This window comes from Devosia sp. SL43, assembly GCF_021729885.1.
GTDB lineage: Bacteria > Pseudomonadota > Alphaproteobacteria > Rhizobiales > Devosiaceae > Devosia.
Map to the genome: position 1 here is coordinate 2,086,183 of NZ_CP063401.1, position 19,096 is coordinate 2,105,278.

Below are 19,096 nucleotides of genomic sequence, written 5' to 3' on the forward strand. Positions count from 1 at the left end.
TGACGGCCGGTGGTTTCAAGAAATTTCAACCCACCGCAGGCATCGGCGAACTTCGCCTTCCGCTCCGCTAAATGCTAACAGTCTGCTAACAGATTCCGCTGTTGTGTGACCCGGATTCGCCATGACCACCAAGCCCTACATCGTCGACGAACTGATCTCCGCCAAGGCCATCGCCGCCCGTGTCGAGGCCCTGGCCAAGGAGATATCCACGCACTTCTCCGACACCGACAAGCTCGTCGTCGTCGGCCTCTTGCGCGGCTCGTTCATCTTCATCGCCGACCTGGTGCGCGAGCTCGATCTGCCGGTCGAAGTCGACTTCATGGAGGCATCGTCCTACGGCAATTCCACCGAATCCAGCCGCGAAGTGCGCATCCTCAAGGACCTGCGCGGCGAGATCGCCGGCCGCGATGTGCTGGTTGTCGAGGATATCGTCGATACCGGCTACACGCTCAAGCATGTGCTCGAAATCCTCGGCACTCGCCACCCGCGCCGCATGGAAGTCTGTGCCCTGCTCAACAAGCCGAGCCGCCGCGAAACCGACGTGCAGGCCAAATGGATCGGCTTCGATATCCCCGACAAGTTCGTCGTCGGCTATGGCATCGATTATGCCCAGCGCAACCGCAACCTGCCCCATATCGGCGCCGTGCGCTTTACTGAATAGTCCCCGCGCGCTACAAGGGACGCCCACGGTCCGCAGTTCACCGAGGCGTTGCCGCCCCAATTGGGGAGCTAAACCTGCTTCTACCACAGACGTTTGACCCCATCCCCATGGGTGCCCAATCGTAAGCCGGCGACCGACGAAGCCTATTGCGCTTGGCACCCGATGAGGATTGTCATGACCAAACAGCTCATTGCCTTTGCCCACCCAGATCTCTCCGCGCTGGCCAAATCGCTGCGCGCCCAGATCAACGCGCTCGACCACAAGCCCACCCATGTCGAGATGCTGAACCTACTGGCCAAGGCCGCCGGCCACGCCAACTTCCAGGCCCTGCGCGCCGGTTTTATCCCCAGCACTATCCCCGCCTACGACCAGTCCCGCGTCGACAAGGTTAGCCGACACTTCGACGCCCAGGGTAGAATGGTGCGCTGGCCGTCCAAGACCAACCACCAAGAGTTATGCTTCTGGGTGATCTGGTCGCGCATTCCAGTCGGAGAACGTCTGAGCGAGGCCGAATTGAACGGATACATCATCGACGCGCATCTGTTTGGCGACCACGCCATCCTGCGCCGCTCGCTGGTCGACGCCGGCATGCTGGCCCGCACTCCGGATGGCCGCGTCTACCGCCGCATCGAACAGACGCCACCACCCGACGCCGTGGCGTTGCTGGAGGCCGTCGCGGCTCGGGCCAGCGCCTAGCGGCCGGATTCGTTCTCCACCGGCACCGCCGTCGGATCGATGCCGACGCCGAATGCATCCACCCGCCCGATCGGCGCCGTCACCAACTGCTCCAGCGTGAACGGCGCCGTCGACAACGGCACGCTGGTCGCCGTCAGCAGATCGCCGGCACGTGCCGGCACGCGGCTGATCGGGATCACGGCGCCCGCCACTTCGAGCAGCCGCGTCTGCCCCAGCCCCTGATAGGGCGGTCGCAGCATGGCCGCAGCATCGGTGCCCAGCAGCGGATCGGCAACCGCCACGCTCACGCCGCCGCCGCGATAGAAAGTGCGGATCGACTGGCTGATATAGAAGGCCAGCTTGTCCGCGCCAGCGGTGGCAAAATGGATGCCATCGTCCTTGCGCATGCGCGCGTTCTGCCCGTTCACATCGGGACCATAGGACGAGTATTTGCCGTCCTCGCCCAGAAATCTCTCATAGATATCCAGGAATTCCGCACCACCGGAGAAGCTGGCCAGTCGCTGGATATTGCTGATCTGGCCGATCGCTGCGGAATAGTCGGTCTTGGACATGGGCGGCAGTCCCACCCAGATCACCGGCTTGCGCGCCGCCCGCAGCTTGTTGAGAAAGCTGGTGATGCGGGCCTGGTAGGCCGCGTTCCAGGGGTCGGTCAACGACCGCACCGCCTCACCATTGACCGTCAGCTCCTGCCGGTCGTTGATGCCGATCATCACCACCGCAAGGTCAAAGCTGTCGGCGGCAATCTGCTCGTCGATGGCCGCGTCCCAGTCAAAATAGTCGTCACGCACGAAGCCGGAATTGCTCACGGCCTGGTTCAGGACCGCCAAGTTTGGGTCCTCGGCATAGAGGCGATCCAGCGCCTTGCTGAGATCATTGGCAAGCGAGTCCCCGAACACCGCCAGCCGCGTCGCATTCTCGGCCTTCTCGACCTGCGGCTTGGGCGGTGGCAGGCTTGGCGCCGCCTGCTGTTGTGTCGCCCGTGGCGCCCGCTGTTGCGGCTGCTCGACCGGCGCGGGGGCGGCAGCGGGTTCGTCGCCGAACAGCAGGTCAAACAGTGTCCGACGCCGCTGCTCCTGCGCCACGACGATAGTCTCGTCGCTCTGGGCAAAAGCCGGCGCGACGTCGACAAAGACGATCAGTCCGATCAAAAATGCCAGGACGATGCGGACCATGCTCAGCTCACGCCACAAATCTATCCCCTGGTAGCAGAACTGGGGGCTCAGTTCTACGCAGTCGCTGCGAAGTTATTGGACCGCCGCGGCCAGGGCCTCATAGGCGCCCCGGTTGAGAAAGCCGTCTGCCACCTCGCCCCGGCTCGCCTGAAACCTGGCATAGGCCTCCTGCGTGATCGGCCCCAACAGCCCATCCACCGCGCCCTGATAAAGGCCAAGCTGGGTCAGCGCCTGCTGGATGCCCTTGCGCTGCGCCAGGTTGGGGAAGGTCGTGCCACGCGGCCAATCATCGACGAAGCCGCCACCGCCCTTGAGCCGGTCGGTCATGTGCGCCACGCTCATCGCGTAGCTATCGGAAAAGTTGTAGCCCTTGAGTACCAGATAATTCTGCGTCATCAGGAATTTGGGTCCGTCCTTGCCCGCCGGCGCATAGAGAAAGACCGGCAGGTTACCGTCAGCGAACTGCCGCCCCGCTACCCGGGTCACACCGCGCTCGGCAAAGAACGAAACCGGTCGCAGCTGCGTCCGCGTCGCCAGCAAATAGTCGAAGCCCTCAGGCACGACCACCTCCATGCCCCAATCGACCCCCGGCTGATAGCCGAGCCCGCGAATGAACCGCGCACTGGTCGCCAGTGCATCGGCCAGCGAATTGTGCAGGTCCACCCGGCCGTCGCCATCCCCGTCGGTGCCATGCGCCACCACATTGGATGGATTGACCTGCAGGTGCCCGATAGCGCCCGCCCATGACCCAACAAGGCTCTGCGCATCAAGCGGTCCACGCTGCACCAGTTGCAGGGCCGCGATCAGGTCGATCTGGTCTTCCCTGAAGCGCGTGCGGCGCTGGTGCACCAGCGTAGCGAGCGAGCGCACGATCGGTCGGATCAGGCCATCATTGCCAAGCACGGCGCCATAATCGGTCTCCATGCCCCAGATGGCGCCCAGGATGTAGGGATCGACGCCATAAGCCTGGCCGACGGATGCAAACAGGTCGCTGTTGCGCGCAATGGCCGCTTTGCCGCGCTCGATGCGGCTCGATGTCACCCGGCCCTCGATATACTCCCACATCGGGGTGGTGAATTCGGGCTGGCTCGTGACCAGGTCCGGCACCCGCGGATCGGGCGTCATGCCGCCCATCGCGGCGTCGTAGACCGAGGCGTCTATGCCAGCCGCCAGCGCCTGCGACCGGAAATTGGCGATGAACTGGTCGAAGCTTTCGACCGGTTGGGCAAAGGCGGGGGCGGTGAAGAGCAGGCCGAATGCCAAAATCAACAAGCGCATTGGATAGGGTCCACCGTGTTTCACAACCACCGCTCGTCACCCTCGGGTTTGACCCGAGGGCACTGTACTGTCCGAACGCGCAGCAAATGAAGAGCCCTCGGGTCAAGCCCGAGGGTGACGTTCGAGTTTGGCGGGAGCATGGCTTACAAGCAGGGCCAACTACCGGTTACGCACCATCAGATGCCGTTCCCAAGCATAGGCGGATTCGACGATTTCGGTAAGGTCGTCATGCCGAGGCACCCAGCCCAGCAACGCCCGTACCTTCTCGCCAGTCGCCGTGATCGAGGCCGGATCGCCGGCGCGGCGCGGGCTTTCATCGGCCCGGATATGCACGCCGGTCACCTTGCGGACAGTGTCCACCACCTGTCGCACCGAATAGCCCTGGCCATAGGCGCAGTTGAGCGTCGTGCTGTCGCCGCCCGCCCGCAAATGCTTGAGCAGCAGCGCATGGGCCGCGATCAGGTCGGTGACGTGGATATAGTCGCGCACGCCGGTGCCATCAGGCGTTTCAAAATCGGTGCCGAAAATATCCATCTTCTCGCGCTGGCCGAGCGCCGTCTGGCACGCCACCTTGATCAGATGCGTCGCCATCGGCGTCGACTGGCCGCTGCGGCCCTGCGGATCGGCGCCCGCCACGTTGAAATAGCGCAACACGCCATAGGTCATCGGATGCGCTGCGGCCACGTCGGCCAGCATCAGCTCGGTCATCAGCTTGGACCGGCCATAGGGTGACATCGGATTGAGCGGCGTGGTTTCCACCACCGGCGCCAGCCCGGTCATGCCATAGACGGCAGCGGTCGACGAAAAGATAAAGTGCTTCACCCCGCCCTTGACGGCAGCCTCGATCAGGCTGCGCGAGGTGGCGGTGTTGTTGCCGTAATATTTGAGCGGATCGGTGACCGATTCGGGCACCACGATGGAGCCGGCGAAATGCACGATCTCGGTGATGCCATGCTTGTCGATCAGCCCGCGCACCAGGTCGATATCGCCGGCATTTCCCGGCTCATAGATCGCCCGACCATCGATAGCCCAATCAAATCCGGTGACCAGATTGTCCAGCACCACGACCTTTTCGCCGGCATCGGCGAGATTGAGCACCATATGGCTGCCGATATAGCCCGCGCCCCCGGTTACCAGCACCGCCATGCGTTAACTCCTGTCATTGAAACGCTATTTTGCCTTGATGATATTTGACTGTGGTTGAGATAGCTTTACGCCGATCCCGAATATGGAGTCTATGCCTTTGCCCAAGCGCGTCAGAACGGCCGTCTTTCCGGTTGCTGGTCTTGGAACTCGTTTCCTGCCTGCCACCAAGGCGCTTCCCAAGGAAATGCTGACCGTGGTGGATCGGCCGCTGATTCAATACGCGGTCGATGAGGCGCGCGAGGCCGGCATCGAGCATTTCGTCTTCGTCACCGGTCGCAACAAGGGCGTCATCGAGGATCATTTCGATCGCCAGTTCGAGCTGGAGACCACGCTCGAAGTGCGCGGCAAGACCAAGGCTCTTGAAGAACTCCGCCGGGATCTGCCCTCGGCCGGTCGCACCAGCTTCACCCGCCAGCAGGAGCCGCTTGGCCTCGGCCACGCTGTCTGGTGCGCCCGCGATATCGTCGGCGACAACCCGTTTGCGCTGCTGCTGCCCGACATGCTGTTCAAGGGTGAGCCCGGCGTGCTCAAGCAGATGATGGACGCCTATGAGGAAACCGGCGGCAACGTCATTGCCGTCGAGGAGGTGCCCGAAAGCGAAGTGTCGTCCTACGGTGTCATCGCCCGCGGCGATGGTCCCGACAACGGCTTCCGCATCACCCAGATGGTGGAAAAGCCCAAGCGCGAAGAGGCACCATCCAACCTGATCATTTCCGGCCGCTACATCCTGCAGCCAGAGGTCTTCTCGCTGCTGGCCGACCAGCCGCGCGGCGCCGGTGGCGAAATCCAGCTGACCGATGCCATGCAGACGCTGATGAAGAGCCAGAAGTTCACCGGCGTCAAATATGAGGGCCAGAGCTTCGACTGCGGCAGCAAGATCGGCTTCCTCACCGCCAACGTGGTCTACGCGCTCGACCGCGATGACATCCGTCCGGGCTTCGTCAAGGAACTGAGGAAGCTCGATCTGGAAGAGCATCTCTAGAAGAATTGGGCCTCTTCACCTCTCCCCCAAGGGAGAGGTGAGAACGCCACTAGCGGCTCAGCGTGATCCCCACCGTCACCCGATGCGCATCCTGCACGCCATTGCTGGTGCTATCCGAATGGTCGTAGCCATAGTCGGCAGTAACAGCCGTGTGGGCGTTGACATTATAGTCGGCGCCCGCGCCCCAGCCATAGCCGCTTTCGGTGTCGGTGCTGCCGATAAACCTGGCGCTGTTCCACTCCGCCAGCGCCCGCAGGGCCAGCCAGGAATTGACCGTATAGGCAACCTCGGCATTGGCGCCGTAGCCGATGCGCGTCACCCCGCCGCCATTGGGCCCGGGCGGCTCGATGGTGGTGGCAAAGCCGGCGGTCATGCGCCAGGTCGGATCGGGCGTGAACACCACATTGGCATTGTAGAGCTGCGTCGTGACCTCGCCCAGGCTCGCCTCATCAAATCGGCGCAAAGCCACGCCCGTCGAGGCGGTGGCCTCCAAAATCTCGTTCCAGCGACCGGTAACGCCCGCTTCGAGCGTCGCGGTCGTGGCATCGGTCTTGACCAGCAGCACTGACGAGGGCAGGTCGAACATGTCGCGACCGAGCCCGGCCTGGCCGAAGACCTCGAAGATCGGTGTCGCCTGGAAACCGACCCGCAGCCCGGCATCGGCAGACCACAGGTTCTGCTCGGAATTGTCGACGACGCTGGCATCGGTGAGCGTGGTCGGGCCATAGACGTTGCGATCAAGCGCGCCGGTCAACCCGACGCTGAACCTGCCGAACTGGCGCGTTACGCCCAGGTCTATGCCGCCGCTGCTGGTCTGTGGGGCGATGGCGATGTCGCTGGCCAGCCCCGGCGTCCCCGGCAGAGCGCGTGTGACTGAGAGGTTGGCGCCCGCCGTCAGATTGGTGACGCTGTCGAGCGCATAGCCAGTGGTCACGCCAAGCCTGAGCGCACTGACATCGATCTGCCCATCCAGCGGCCGGACGATTTCGGCACTGCCGGTGAGGTTGATGGCGGAGCGGCTGCCCACGTGGTCGAGACTGACCGTGGGTACCAGCAGCACATTGAAATGCTCGCCGCTGGTCGATTTGGTATAGCTGCCGCGCAAAGCCACCGACCAGTCGACGTCGAAAAAAGGATCATAGGGCTCGCGCAGCCAGTCGGCATTGGCCAATACTGGATCGGCGGGATAGATGCCGGGCACCAGACGCTCGTTGTCAGCGCCCGAACCATCGCCATTGTTATGGTCGGAGGCGGCCATTGCGGGCGCGACGAGGCAGAGCGCGCATATCGCCCCTGCCCGCCCTATCGCGTTTCGCAACCGCAAAATTCTGCTCCGCCAACCATTTGGAAGTGAATCGGCGTCCCGATTCAGGCCCACGAACGAACCGTCCGAGGCTGGGCGATCCTTCCATCTTATGGTTAACGAATGCTTGCTAGCCGATGGCTTCCACCTTGAGCACGGCGCCTTCGCTGCCAATGATGCGCACGCGATGGCCCACCGGCAGATCGGCGCCCGAAACGCGCCACACCGTGTCGCCCAGCACCACCCGCCCAAAGCCCTGGGCGATCGCCTGCTCGAGCACAGCTTCCTGGCCGATCATGTGGTCGGCCCGACGGTTGAGATAGGGGCGGTCCGTCGGCGTCGGGCGGCTACGGTTCCAGCGTACCCAGAGGGCGATCATCAGCAGCGACAGCACGCCGAAGATCAGCCATTGCAGCGGCCAGCCGATGGGCCAGAACATGGCCGCAAGCCCGGTGATGATGCCGGAAATGCCCATCCAAAGCAGAAATCCACCGGGCACCACCAGTTCGAGTCCCAGCAGGATCAGGCCCGCGACGATCCACGACCAATGCGCATTGGCGGCGACGAAATCAACGATCTGCATGATCGGTCCCTACTGCGCCGAGCCGGCCGAAGGCGGCCGGCTGGGTCGGGCTGGTGCCGGTGCGGCGCCGCCGAAGGTTTCCTTGGCGATCTCGGCAATGCCGCCAATCGCCCCGATGACGCTGGCCGCTTCGATCGGCAGCATCAGCAGCTTCTGGTTGGGCGAGGTCGCGATGGCTTCGAGCGCCTTGATATAGTTGTTGGCGACGAAATAGTTGATCGCCTGCACATTGCCCGATGCGATGGCGTCCGACACCACCTGCGTCGCCCTGGCTTCGGCTTCAGCGGAACGCTCGCGCGCCTCGGCATCGCGGAACGCTGCCTCCTTGCGGCCCTCGGCCTCCAGCACCTGCGCCTGCTTGGCACCCTCCGCCTGCAGGATCGCCGACTGCCGCCGGCCTTCCGCCTCGAGAATGGCGGCGCGCTTCTCGCGCTCGGCCTTCATCTGGCGGCCCATCGAATCCACCAGGTCCTTGGGCGGATCGATATCCTTGATCTCGATACGGGTGATCTTGATGCCCCAGGGCGATACCGCCGTATCGACGACGCGCAGCAGGCGTTCGTTGATCTCGTCGCGATGGCTCAACAGCTCATCGAGGTCCATCGAGCCCATGACCGTACGGATATTGGTCATCGTCAGGTTGAGAATGGCGTTCTCAAGCCCCGAGATTTCGTAAGCCGCCGCCGCCGCATCGAGGATCTGGTAGAACGTCACGCCATTGGCAGTGATCGAAGCGTTGTCGCGGGTGATCACCTCCTGGTGGGGCACGTCGAGCACCTGCTCCATGACGTTGATCTTCTTGCCGATGCCATCGATGAACGGCACGATCAGGTTGAGGCCGGGCTTGAGCGTCCGCGTATATTTGCCGAAGCGCTCGATCGTATAATTGTAGCCCTGCGGCACCGTCTTGGCGCCGGCGAACAGCACCAGCAGCGCCAGGATACCAAGGCCGATCAGCGTGATGCTGAGTCCGTCCAGGGCAAAGCCCTCAAACAATTCCATCGCTGATTCTCCCTTGCTCTTCATGGCGCGACCTTAGGGTCGAGCCAAAGTCTTCGCAACGGCGCACGGCGGAACGAAGGCGCGACAGCAACCGTTGAAACCGCAAGGATTGTCAGAGCAAAGAGCCCGTCATGCCCGCTTCGCATCCCCGCAAAGCCGACACCCAGCTTGAGCAATACCGCTCCAAGCGCGACTTCACCAAGACCCAGGAGCCGTCTGGGGGACCGGCCAAGAGCGGCGGCAAAGGCTACCGCTTCGTGGTGCAGAAGCACGACGCCACCCGCCTGCACTATGATTTCCGCATCGAACTCGATGGCGTGCTCAAAAGCTGGGCCGTGACCAAGGGGCCGTCCGACAACCCCGAGGACAAGCACCTTGCTGTGCGTGTCGAAGACCACCCGCTCGACTATGGCAGCTTCGAAGGCACGATCCCCGAGGGCGAATATGGCGGTGGCACCGTCATGCTGTGGGACGAGGGCACCTGGGAGCCGATCGGCGACCCTCATGCCGCCCTCGAAGAGGGCGATCTCAAGATGCGGATCAAGGGGCGCCGCATGAAGGGCGAATGGGTGCTGGTCCACATGAAGGGCCGCGACAGCAAGCGCAAATCCGGACCCGATCGCGAGAACTGGCTATTGATCAAGCACGGGGACGATTATGCCAGAGACAACGAACCGCTGACCGAGCGCTTCACCAGGTCGGTCTCGACAGGCCGTGACCTGGACGGCATCGCCAAGGGCCTCAAGTCGCGCAAGGCCAGCAAGACACCCAGGACGGCCGTCTGGCACGCCAGGGCCCATGAAACGCAGCCGAACAAGCGGACCCAGCCGAGCGATGGCAAACCGCTCTATGCCGAATCCGGCATCAACGCCGCGGAGGCCGCCGGCATAAAACTCACCAGCCCCGACCGCGTGGTGTTTCCCGGCCAGGGCGTCACCAAAGCCGACCTCGTTGCCTACTATGCCGCCGTCGCCGAACGCATGCTGCCCTATATTGAGCAGCGACCGCTGAGCCTGCTGCGCTGCCCGCAGGGCCGCACCAAATATTGCTTCTTCCAGAAGCACGATACCGGCGGGTTTCCCGACGCCATGAAGACCGTGCAGATCGCCGAAAAGGATGGCGACGAGGAGAGCTATTTCTACATCGATGACGTGGCTGGCCTGATCGCCGGCACCCAGATGAACGTGCTCGAATGGCATCTGTGGGGTTCGCGCATCAAGGATGTCGAAAAGCCCGAGCGCATCATTTTCGATATCGATCCGGATGAAGGGCTGGGCTTCGAGCATGTTCGCTCGGCCGCCGTCGATATCCGTCAGGAACTCGAAGCCTGGGACCTCGAAAGCTATGCCCTGGTCAGCGGCGGCAAGGGTATCCACGTCATCGCCCCTCTTCGTCCGAGCACCGAGTGGCCCGAGGTAAAGACCTTCTGCAAGATGGTCGCCCAACGGCTGGCGGAGCAATATCCCGACCGTTTCACCGCCAATATCCGCAAGGCCCAGCGCAAGGGCAAATTGTTCATCGACTATCTGCGCAATGAGCGCGGGTCCACAGCTATCGCCCCCTGGTCGAGTCGCTCCCGCCAGGGCGCGCCGGCGGCGGTGCCGGTCACCTGGGACGAACTGGAGACGGTCACTTCAGCCAACCAGTTCACCCTGGCCGACGCCGCCGAACGGGCAAAAGGTCCCGACCCATGGAAGGACTACTTCGCGACCACGCAGTCGATCACTAAGGCGATGTTGAGCGCTGTGGAGAAGAAGCCCTAAGGCATCGGCACATTCACCCGTCGATCGATCGTCAGCGTTATCGCGATCACCACGAAGGCGAACACCACCATGCCCAGCGCAATCACATGCGCCTCGCCCCATTGCAGTCGCTCGACATAGTCGTATAGCGCGATGGCGACGACTTTGGTCTGGCCGGGAATATTGCCGCCGATCATCAGCACCACGCCGAACTCGCCCACCGTGTGGGCGAAAGTCATCACCGCGCCGGTGATGTACCCGGGACGCGCCAGCGGCAGCGCCACGCGCCAGAACCGCTGCCAATTGCTGGCGCCGAGGCTCGACGCAACCTCCAGCGCATCCTCGCCGATGGCGCCGAACGCGTTACGCAATGGCTGCACCATGAACGGCAGCGAATAGAAGAACGAGCCGATGAGCAGGCCGGTGAAGGAAAAGGCCAGCGTCCGCCCGCCCCACATCCCCGCGATCCAGCCACCCGGCCCGTTGGGGCCAAGTGCGATCAAGAGGTAAAAGCCGAGCACCGTCGGCGGCAGCACCAGCGGCATGGCCACCACTGCCCCCACCAATTCCCGATACCGGCTCCTGCTCCGCGCCAGCCACCAAGCCATCGGGGTACCGAGCAACAGCAGGATGAGTGTGTTGATCGCGGCCAAGGTCAGCGTCAGGCTGACCGGTGTCCAGATATCGGCAAAGCTCATCCCGCGATCCGTTTAGTCGACGACGTAGCCCGACGCTTCTATCACAGCCACCGCTTCGTCGCTCTTGAGGAAATCGATGAAGGCGGTGGCCGCCGGATTAGCCTCGCCTGTCTTGAGCAACACCGCATCCTGGCGGATGGGTTCATAGAGATCATCAGGCACCAGCCAGACGCCCGACTTGCCGATCACCTGGCTGGCCGCGACAAAACCGAGTTCGGCATTGCCACTCTCGGTGAACTGCAGCGTCTGAGTGATGTTCTCGCCGGTCACCAGCTTGGGCGTGATGGTCTCGGTCAGGCCAAGAGCTTCGATAGCTTCCTGTGCCGCACGGCCATAGGGCGCTGTCTCCGGGTCGGCGATGGCGATCTTGTCGAAGTCACCGGCTTCCAGAACGGCCTTGCCATCGGTCAGGTCGAGCGACGTGCTGTAGAGCGCCAGCGATCCGATGGCATAGGTGAAGACCGTGCCCTCGACGCCGAACCCGTCTGTAACCGCCTGAGCCGGACGCTTGTCGTCGGCCGACAGGAACACTTCGAACGGCGCCGCGTGCGTCACCTGCGCATAGAGCGCACCGGTGGCGCCGAAGCTGTAGATCACATCATGCCCGGTGGCCGCCTTGAACAGCGGCGCCAGTTTTTCCGCTACCTTGGTGAAGTTGGCGGCGACCGCGACATTGACGGTTTCGCCATGAGCGGCACCGCCTGCCATCACGCAGACGACCACACCGAGCCACAGGCGTTGCATAATTGGCTAGCCGCGCAGCTGGCTGGCTTCGCGGGCCAGCGTCTCGATACGCGCCCAGTCGCCCGACGCCAGCGCATCAGCTGGCATGATCCACGAGCCGCCCACGCAGATGACGTTGGAGAGCCCCAGATAGACCTTGGCCTTGGCGGGATCGATGCCACCTGTCGGGCAGAAAGTGATGTCAGGCAGGGGCGAGGCAAATGCCTTGAGCACCGGCGCGCCACCATTGGCTTCGGCGGGGAAGAACTTGAGGAACCCATAGCCGCGCTCGGCCGCCGTCATCGCCTCGCTCGGCGTCGCGATTCCGGGTAGCAGCGGAATGCCGATATCGTCGGCCGCATCAAGAATACGTGGCGAAATGCCCGGCGACACCATGAACCGGCAGCCGGCATCAACCGACTGCTTCATGTGCAGCGCATTGCGCACCGTGCCCGAGCCGACGATGGCTCCGGTTACCTTGCCCATCTCTTCCATGACCTTGAGCGCATTGGGCGTGCGCAATGTCACTTCGAGGATCGGCAGTCCGCCTGCCACAAGAGCCTCGGCCAGCGGCCGTGCCTGCGAAACGTCGTCGAGGATGATCACCGGGACGACCGGGGCCAGCGACAGGATGGAACGGATGGCGGCGGTATCTTGCGGCATGATCGGCCTCGTCTGGGATGTGCTGGGCAAGCGTTAGGTCGGAGGTAAAATTACCGCAACCCCGTTCATTGAAAAGCCGGCAAAAAATCCCTAGGTTCCGGCTCGACTTCGGGAGGAGACGTCAATGGTGCAGACGATCAACGCGACAACGCCCCTCGAACAGGCGCGCGCCATCCTCGCCGAGCACTTCGACCTCAAATTTTCCAAGGCCGTCGAGCGCGCCACCGAAAAGGTATTTGACCGCGTCCGCGACAAGATTCCCGCGATCGAATGGCCTTTCTATGCCCCGCTGATCTTCGAAATCAACCGGCTCAAGAAGGAGAAGGACGCGGTCATCCTGGCGCACAATTACCAGACGCCGCAAATCTATCACGGCGTCGCCGATATCGTCGGCGACAGCCTGCAGCTCGCCATCGAGGCCACCAAGGTCAAGCAGCAGGTGATCGTGCAGTGCGGCGTGCACTTCATGGCCGAGACGTCAAAGCTGCTCAACCCCGACAAGACCGTGCTGATCCCCGACAGCCGCGCCGGCTGCTCGCTCGCCGAAAGCATCACCGCCGACGACGTGCTGATGATGAAGGCGAAATATCCGGGTGTGCCTGTGGTGACCTACGTCAACACCTCGGCAGCGGTGAAGGCCGTAACCGATGTGTGCTGCACCTCGTCCAATGCGCTCGACATCGTCAACCGCGTCGATGGCGACACCGTCATCATGATTCCCGACCAGTACCTGGCCGCCAATACTGCGAAAAAGACCGCCAAGAAGGTCATCACCTGGGCCGGCGCCTGCGAAGTGCACGAGACCTTCACCGCCGAAGACATTTCCGAACTGCGCCACGCCTATCCGACGGCCAAGATCATCGCCCACCCCGAATGCCCGCCCGAGGTGATCGACGCCGTGGATTTTGCCGGCTCGACCGCCGCCATGATCGACTGGGTCAAGACCAACAAACCGCCCCGCGTGGTCATGGTCACCGAGTGCTCGATGTCGGACAACGTCGCGTCTGAAACCACCGGCGTCGATTTCCTGCGCGGCTGCAACATCTGCCCGCATATGAAGCGCATCAACCTCGAAAACGTGCTGTGGAGCCTCCACACTATGACCGAGGAAGTGGTTGTCGACCCCGCCATCATTCCCGCGGCCCGCCTGGCTGTGGAACGCATGATCGAGATGAGCCGGAAGGGCGACTAGCGGCCCAGGGCGTAGCGGCGATGGTAGGCGAGGTATTCGGGGCCGGGACGGAACGGGTCGTCTGGCAGGAGCACCGTCGTACGCAGTGCCGAGAGCAGTTCACCGTCGAGCAGTCCGGGCTGCGGCACGAGGATGCGGTAATCCGCCTCGATGGTAATCAGCCCATCGCGAAAGGGCCGCGCCAGCGTAGCGATCATCGGCAGATAATTGGCGATGGCCAGCGGCCCGCCTTGCTCCCGCGGCTGGATCGCCTCGACCTCCAGGTCGGGATGAAGGGTCATCACCGGCGGCAGGAAACGAGCGCCCGTCAGCGCGCAGCGATAGGCGTAGACCTGAAGCACCAGTCCATAGAGACTGGTATAGGCTTCGACCGTGTCGTCGGCCGCCGCAAAGCCGCGCTGGGCTTCCTCGCCCAAACCGTCATCATTGCCACCGACCACAGGCGTCCTCCACGCTCCTGGCCGGACCATACGTAGTTGTACAGACCTTGAACAGCGGGGCCGCGCCGTGACCACCTTCGACAACACCCTCAATGCCGATGGCGCCCTGATCGTGGGGGCGGGGCTGGCTGGATTGTTCACAGCCCTCAAGCTCGCGCCACGTCCAGTGACGGTGCTGTCGCCCAAACCCTTGGGCACGGGCGCTTCCTCCGCCTGGGCCCAGGGCGGCGTCGCAGCCGCCGTCGGCAAGGGCGACAGCAGTCATGCCCATGCCGTCGATACCGAAATGGCCGGCGCCGGCATTGTCGATCACGGCACGGCCGAAAGCGTCACCGCTGAAGCTGCTGCCCGCATCGAGGATCTGGCGCGGTGGGGCACGCCCTTTGATCGCGACGATTTCGGCAATTACGAACTGGGCAAGGAGGCAGCCCATTCGGCCAACCGCATCGTCAAGGTCGAGGGCGATCGGGCTGGCTGGGCCATCATGCAGGCCATTATCGCCGAAGTCCGCCGCACACCCTCGATCCGCGTCGTGGAGGGCATCACCGCACTCAGCCTCGCCCGTGACAATGGCCGCATCGTCGGCGTCTTCTGCCGCAAGCTGGGCGATCGCTATTCCGAACCGGTCTTCATCCGCGCCCGCGCCACGGTGCTGGCAGCTGGCGGGCTGGGCGGACTCTACGCCGTCACCACCAATCCGCCGGGCGTGCGCGGCCACGCCATGGGCATGGCGGCGCGGGCCGGTGCGCTAATCGCCGACGCCGAGTTCGTGCAGTTCCACCCCACTGCCATCGCCACCGGCGCGGACCCCGCGCCGCTCGCCACCGAAGCGCTACGCGGCGAGGGCGCTATACTGGTCAACGACCTGGGCGAGCGCTTCATGCCAGCCATCCACCCCGATGCCGAATTGGCGCCGCGCGACGTGGTTGCCCGGGCCAATTTCCGCCAGATCCAGTCCGGCCGGAAGGTCTTTCTCGACACGCGGAAAGTGCTGGGCGAGACCATCCTCACCCGCTTCCCCACGGTCGCCAAATACTGCCTTGATGCTGGTATCGACCCTGTCGCCGGCATGATCCCGGTCACCCCGGCCGCGCATTTCCACATGGGCGGCGTCAAGGTCGACGAACGCGGTCGATCCTCCCTGCCCGGTCTCTGGGTCTGCGGCGAGGCCAGTTGCACGGGCCTGCATGGCGCCAACCGCCTGGCCTCCAACTCTCTGCTCGAAGCCACCGTCTATGGCGCGCGTATTGCCGAGGATATCGGCGGGCTCGAACCTGCGCGCGACCTTCTGCCGTTCAAGGGCATCGAGTGGAACGAGGCCGAGGGTGAGAGGGCCGAACAGGTGCTCCGCGACCTGCCCGCAGTGCAGAATCTGCGCCGCATCATGACAGACCTGGTGGGCGTCGAGCGCAATGCGGACGGTCTTAAGCAGGCCCTGCGCCAGATCGCCGTGCTCGAAACCCATGCCGAGCACGTCACCAGCGCCTATCTCAACATGACCACTTCGGCCACATTGGTCGCCGCTGCCGCGCTCAAGCGCACCGAAAGCCGCGGAGGCCACTTCCGCACCGACTATCCGCAGACCGACGACAAGAACTGGGAGCACCACACCACGATGACGCTGGAAGAGGCGCTGGCCATCCGCAGCGGCGCGTAGCGTCGCCCGGATCACTCCGCCAGCAGATACTCCGCGATCGCCGCCCGGTCCGCTTCCGTCCATTGCGACGTGCCGTCCTTGATCACCTCGCCCATCGAGCCGCCCAGAACGTCGAAGACTGGCGTAAAGCCGTCCATCAGCGTCTGCGCCAGCGTGGCTGCGTCATAGCCCTCGGCGATCAGCGCGTCGCGCGTCAGGGATGGGGCCTTGCCGCCCGTGCCGCCGGGTGAACCGGTCAGCGCCTTGCTCCAGTCGAGCGCGCCCAGCAAGTTGCGCGGCGAGTGGCAGGCGACGCAGTGCGCTGGACCGTAGGCGAGATACTTGCCGCGATTGTACGCCTCGGACTTGCCCTCCTCCGGCACGAAACGGGCCGGTGAGAAGAACAGGTTCTTCCACCCGGCCATGGCCAGCCGGATATTGAAGGGGAAGGGGATCTGGCTCTCGACCGCCGGGGTGCTGACCGGCTCGGTCGCCATCAGCGCGGCATAGAGATCAGTGATCTCCTGATCGCTCATCAGCGTATAGTTTTCATAGGGGAATACCGGATAGAGGTGTCCATCAGGCCCTATGCCGTTGCTCATCGCATCGGAAAACTGCGCCAGCGTCCAATCGCCGATGCCGGCAGTCGGATCAGAAGTGATATTGGGTGGCACGAACGTGCCGAATTGCGTTTCAAGCCCAAAGCCACCGGCCAGGAACCCCGTCCCCGCAGCATTGTTGGTGTGGCAGGCGACACAGCCACCCAGTCGGATCAGGTAATTGCCGCGCTCGACATCACCGACCAGCGTCAAGTCGCGCGCCGGCCCGTTGACCGGCTTGAGAAAATACACCGCCGCGCCAAGGCCGACGACGACAAGCACACCCAGAACCCAAAACCACCGACGCATCGTATCGCCCCCGACCTGGGCGAGATAGAACCAGAGCCGGTGAGGCAGCGCAACCTGCCAGGCGTCAAACCGCCGCGAGGTCAAGCAGGCCGGCGATCCGGTCGCTTCGGGTTTCAGCAACCAACCGCCCCAGCTCCGTGGTCCCCGACATCAAGACGAGCGTCGAGCGGCGGGGAATGCCCATCCGGGCAACCAACTCGCCACGGCTATGCTGATCCCAGTCCACCTGAATGATCGGAATGGCCGCATAGGCGGCGCTCTCCGCGGCCAGGCTTTCCAGCACGCGCTGTTGTGCTGCGCAGGTCGAGCACCAGGTGGCGTAAAAATCGATCAGGTAGGGCTTGCCGCTCGCTGCGGCCTCGGCCAACGCGTCCTCTGAATACGGGACAACGTCCAGTGCTTTTGCTGCGCCGGTGGCGGCAAAGGCAGCCACGCCGGCCAGCAGGGCCAGGGCGGTGCGTCGATCGAGCAAAGTCATTGCAGTCTCCTTCACAGGCTTACGGAAATGTCGGTGAACCATGCGGGCAAAATGGCCAGTGCCAGCCCCTCCAGCAACCGGTCGATATGGAGGATAATGGCCAGTCCGACCACGATCAGGCCCACGCCCAGAATGGTCTTGGCGTGTGGCGTGATCCGGACCAGCCATTCGCGCCGGCTGGCAATGAGCGACCGCGTACCATAGGCCAGCGCCAACATGATCGTCGCGGCACCCAGCGAGAACATCACCATGATCGCAAAGGCCAGGCCAAGGTTCTCGCCCTGCGCGGCAAGCCCGATCGCGCCACCCAGCGTGGGGCCGATGCAGGGCGACCAGGCCAGGCCGAGCAGGCCACCAGCCAGCAATTCACCCATGAATCCGCGACCTTCGACCCGGCTCATCAGTTGCGTGCCACCGCCCGCCGCCGCCCCGGCCAACCGGGAAAAGCTCGCCGAGGCCTGTGGAACAAGCTGGACCAGGCCAAAGGCCACCATCACCCAGCCGGCCGCCAGCGTGATATCCTCCTGCCGGAGACCGGTGGCGCGTGTGAGCCAGAAAATCGAGCCGCCGATGAGGGTGAAGCTCAGGGCGAGCCCCAGGGCCATCGCGAGCGGTCCGGCCGGATGGCGCGCCACCGAGCCTGCCGCGATCAGCGGCAGCAATGGCAGGACGCAGGGATTGAGCAGGGTCAAGAGCCCAGCCAGATAGGCAACGACGAGTTCGAACACGGCTGACCCCACAGCACGGCACGATGTGCCAGTTGCCATGCCATACGGCGCGGGGTGACGAATGGTTACAGCCTCGCCATCAACTCAGCGTGATGGGGTTCAGCCCTTCGCCAGCACGGCATCCACTTCGGCACGGGTCGGCGGCTGGCAGCCCTTTCGACCGCAATTTATGCCGGCCACCACGGCGCCGAACCGCAGCACCGAGACGAGCGCCGCCTCGTTGAGTGTACCCAGCCGGCCAGGCGTCAGCGCCTGCTTTTCCGCCAGCGCCGTCAGCACACCAGCCATCAGGCTGTCGCCAGCGCCGACCGTGTCGACGAAGACAGGCGGCGAATAGATCGGTGCCTTGGCTGTGGTCGCCTTGGTGAAGGCCAGCGACCCCTCCTCGCCCAGGGTGACAACCACCAGTTCGCAATTGGGCCGCGCCAGCAGCGCCTGGGCGTGGGCCTCGATGCTCATGCCCGGCTCAAGCCAGTCGTGGTCCTCGTCCGACAGCTTGATCACATGTGCCAGGTCAAGCAGCTGCGAGAGCTGGTCGCGATAGGTCTTCTCGTCCTGCACCAGCAGCGGCCGCACATTGATGTCCATGCTGATCGTGGCGCCACCGACAATCGCCTTGCCGGCCACGGCCAGCCAAGCGGCCGCATCTTCCGGCTCGATCGGCACGAAACCACCCAGTTGCAGCAGCGTGACACCGCCAGGCAAAGCCGCGACCAGCCCCTCCTTGGTGAACGCCCGTTCGGCGCCGCGCTCGAACACGTAGCTTGCCTGCATCTTCTCGTTGAAGGTGACGATGGCCTTGGTCGTCGGCGCATCGACGCGCTGCTTGATGAGCAGGTCGACACCGGCGGCCGCGAGCGGCGCCAGCAACATGTCGCCGAATTCGTCGGTGCTGATGGGGCAGAGGAAACCGGTCGTATTGCCGAGCTTGGCCAGGGCGATGGCGCAGTTGAACGGCGAACCGCCCGCCACCGGCTGGCGCTCCGCAGCCGGTCCCGGCTTGGCCGGCACGAGATCAACCAGGCTTTCCCCACCAACGACAAACATGCAATTGCCTCCTGCGCA

The 19,096-nt window shown here is 63.9% G+C and carries 19 protein-coding genes and 2 pseudogenes; 7 read left to right on the forward strand and 14 right to left on the reverse strand.

The features are described from left to right. Positions 1 to 121: 121 nt before the first annotated feature. Together hpt and IM737_RS10200 are read left to right on the forward strand one after the other, a co-directional pair. On the forward strand, positions 122 to 661 hold the full coding sequence (hpt, locus tag IM737_RS10195) for a hypoxanthine phosphoribosyltransferase (protein WP_236899799.1): 540 nt from the start codon (positions 122 to 124) through the stop codon (positions 659 to 661). 174 nt (positions 662 to 835) lie between these two features. After that, positions 836 to 1,357: a DUF2087 domain-containing protein gene (locus tag IM737_RS10200; RefSeq protein ID WP_236899800.1), complete on the forward strand. Its 522-nt coding sequence runs from the start codon at positions 836 to 838 to the stop codon at positions 1,355 to 1,357. Here IM737_RS10200 and IM737_RS10205 read toward each other — a convergent pair. The 3 genes from IM737_RS10205 to galE form a co-directional block, all read right to left on the reverse strand. Then, positions 1,354 to 2,529 (reverse strand): SGNH/GDSL hydrolase family protein, encoded by a 1,176-nt coding sequence (locus tag IM737_RS10205; protein ID WP_236899801.1) that lies wholly within the window; start codon positions 2,527 to 2,529, stop codon positions 1,354 to 1,356. The genes IM737_RS10200 and IM737_RS10205 overlap by 4 nt on opposite strands. 72 nt (positions 2,530 to 2,601) lie before the next feature. Continuing rightward, a complete protein-coding gene (locus IM737_RS10210; protein WP_236899802.1) occupies positions 2,602 to 3,807 on the reverse strand; it encodes a lytic murein transglycosylase in 1,206 nt (401 codons plus the stop codon). 159 nt (positions 3,808 to 3,966) lie between these two features. Further along, on the reverse strand, positions 3,967 to 4,953 hold the full coding sequence (gene galE / locus IM737_RS10215; RefSeq protein WP_236899803.1) for a UDP-glucose 4-epimerase GalE: 987 nt from the start codon (positions 4,951 to 4,953) through the stop codon (positions 3,967 to 3,969). A 97-nt stretch (positions 4,954 to 5,050) separates the two neighbouring features. Between galE and galU the strand changes: the two genes are divergently transcribed. Next, a complete protein-coding gene (gene galU / locus IM737_RS10220; RefSeq protein ID WP_236899804.1) occupies positions 5,051 to 5,935 on the forward strand; it encodes a UTP--glucose-1-phosphate uridylyltransferase GalU in 885 nt (294 codons plus the stop codon). Between the two features lie 49 nt (positions 5,936 to 5,984). Here galU and IM737_RS10225 read toward each other — a convergent pair whose 3' ends face one another. From IM737_RS10225 to IM737_RS10235, 3 genes are all read right to left on the reverse strand, one after another. Beyond that, positions 5,985 to 7,193 (reverse strand): outer membrane beta-barrel protein, encoded by a 1,209-nt coding sequence (locus IM737_RS10225; RefSeq protein ID WP_236899805.1) that lies wholly within the window; start codon positions 7,191 to 7,193, stop codon positions 5,985 to 5,987. Between the two features lie 175 nt (positions 7,194 to 7,368). Beyond that, complete coding sequence (locus tag IM737_RS10230) at positions 7,369 to 7,821, reverse strand: NfeD family protein (RefSeq protein ID WP_236899806.1); 453 nt, start codon at positions 7,819 to 7,821, stop codon at positions 7,369 to 7,371. Positions 7,822 to 7,830: 9 nt separating this feature from the next. After that, on the reverse strand, positions 7,831 to 8,823 hold the full coding sequence (locus tag IM737_RS10235) for an SPFH domain-containing protein (protein ID WP_236899807.1): 993 nt from the start codon (positions 8,821 to 8,823) through the stop codon (positions 7,831 to 7,833). 131 nt (positions 8,824 to 8,954) lie between these two features. Between IM737_RS10235 and IM737_RS21060 the strand changes: the two are divergent. Next, positions 8,955 to 9,614 (forward strand): annotated as a pseudogene (locus IM737_RS21060) (DNA polymerase ligase N-terminal domain-containing protein); the annotation flags it as partial. Between the two features lie 156 nt (positions 9,615 to 9,770). Further along, positions 9,771 to 10,586: pseudogene (gene ligD / locus IM737_RS21065) on the forward strand (non-homologous end-joining DNA ligase); the annotation flags it as partial. On the opposite strand, the gene modB reads toward ligD, so the two are convergent. From modB to eda, 3 genes are read right to left on the reverse strand one after another with little or no spacing between them, the layout of a single operon-like run. After that, on the reverse strand, positions 10,583 to 11,263 hold the full coding sequence (gene modB, locus IM737_RS10245) for a molybdate ABC transporter permease subunit (protein WP_236899809.1): 681 nt from the start codon (positions 11,261 to 11,263) through the stop codon (positions 10,583 to 10,585). The pseudogene ligD and the gene modB sit on opposite strands and share 4 nt — an antisense overlap. Before the next feature lie 12 nt (positions 11,264 to 11,275). Further along, entirely contained in the window at positions 11,276 to 12,007 is a 732-nt protein-coding gene (modA, locus tag IM737_RS10250; RefSeq protein ID WP_236899810.1) for a molybdate ABC transporter substrate-binding protein, read from the reverse strand. Between the two features lie 6 nt (positions 12,008 to 12,013). Continuing rightward, entirely contained in the window at positions 12,014 to 12,649 is a 636-nt protein-coding gene (gene eda / locus IM737_RS10255) for a bifunctional 4-hydroxy-2-oxoglutarate aldolase/2-dehydro-3-deoxy-phosphogluconate aldolase (protein ID WP_236899811.1), read from the reverse strand. 124 nt (positions 12,650 to 12,773) lie between these two features. Here eda and nadA point away from each other — a divergent pair, with 124 nt between their 5' ends. Then, positions 12,774 to 13,841 carry a quinolinate synthase NadA gene (gene nadA, locus IM737_RS10260; protein WP_236899812.1) on the forward strand — a complete coding sequence of 356 codons (1,068 nt, stop codon included), beginning with the start codon at positions 12,774 to 12,776 and terminating at the stop codon, positions 13,839 to 13,841. Here the strand turns inward: nadA and IM737_RS10265 are convergent. Next, on the reverse strand, positions 13,838 to 14,281 hold the full coding sequence (locus IM737_RS10265; RefSeq protein WP_236899813.1) for a hypothetical protein: 444 nt from the start codon (positions 14,279 to 14,281) through the stop codon (positions 13,838 to 13,840). The genes nadA and IM737_RS10265 overlap by 4 nt on opposite strands. A gap of 67 nt (positions 14,282 to 14,348) precedes the next feature. Here IM737_RS10265 and IM737_RS10270 point away from each other — a divergent pair, with 67 nt between their 5' ends. After that, positions 14,349 to 15,938 carry an L-aspartate oxidase gene (locus tag IM737_RS10270; RefSeq protein WP_236899814.1) on the forward strand — a complete coding sequence of 530 codons (1,590 nt, stop codon included), beginning with the start codon at positions 14,349 to 14,351 and terminating at the stop codon, positions 15,936 to 15,938. Positions 15,939 to 15,949: 11 nt separating this feature from the next. Here IM737_RS10270 and IM737_RS10275 read toward each other — a convergent pair whose 3' ends face one another. The 4 genes from IM737_RS10275 to IM737_RS10290 form a co-directional block, all read right to left on the reverse strand. Then, positions 15,950 to 16,825 carry a cytochrome c gene (locus tag IM737_RS10275; protein WP_236899815.1) on the reverse strand — a complete coding sequence of 292 codons (876 nt, stop codon included), beginning with the start codon at positions 16,823 to 16,825 and terminating at the stop codon, positions 15,950 to 15,952. Between the two features lie 64 nt (positions 16,826 to 16,889). Beyond that, complete coding sequence (locus tag IM737_RS10280; RefSeq protein ID WP_236899816.1) at positions 16,890 to 17,303, reverse strand: thioredoxin family protein; 414 nt, start codon at positions 17,301 to 17,303, stop codon at positions 16,890 to 16,892. Positions 17,304 to 17,314: 11 nt separating this feature from the next. Continuing rightward, positions 17,315 to 18,031, reverse strand: coding sequence for a cytochrome c biogenesis CcdA family protein (locus tag IM737_RS10285; protein WP_236899817.1), 717 nt, complete (start codon positions 18,029 to 18,031; stop codon positions 17,315 to 17,317). Positions 18,032 to 18,130: 99 nt separating this feature from the next. Next, positions 18,131 to 19,078 carry a carbohydrate kinase family protein gene (locus IM737_RS10290; RefSeq protein ID WP_236899818.1) on the reverse strand — a complete coding sequence of 316 codons (948 nt, stop codon included), beginning with the start codon at positions 19,076 to 19,078 and terminating at the stop codon, positions 18,131 to 18,133. Positions 19,079 to 19,096 lie beyond the last annotated feature (18 nt).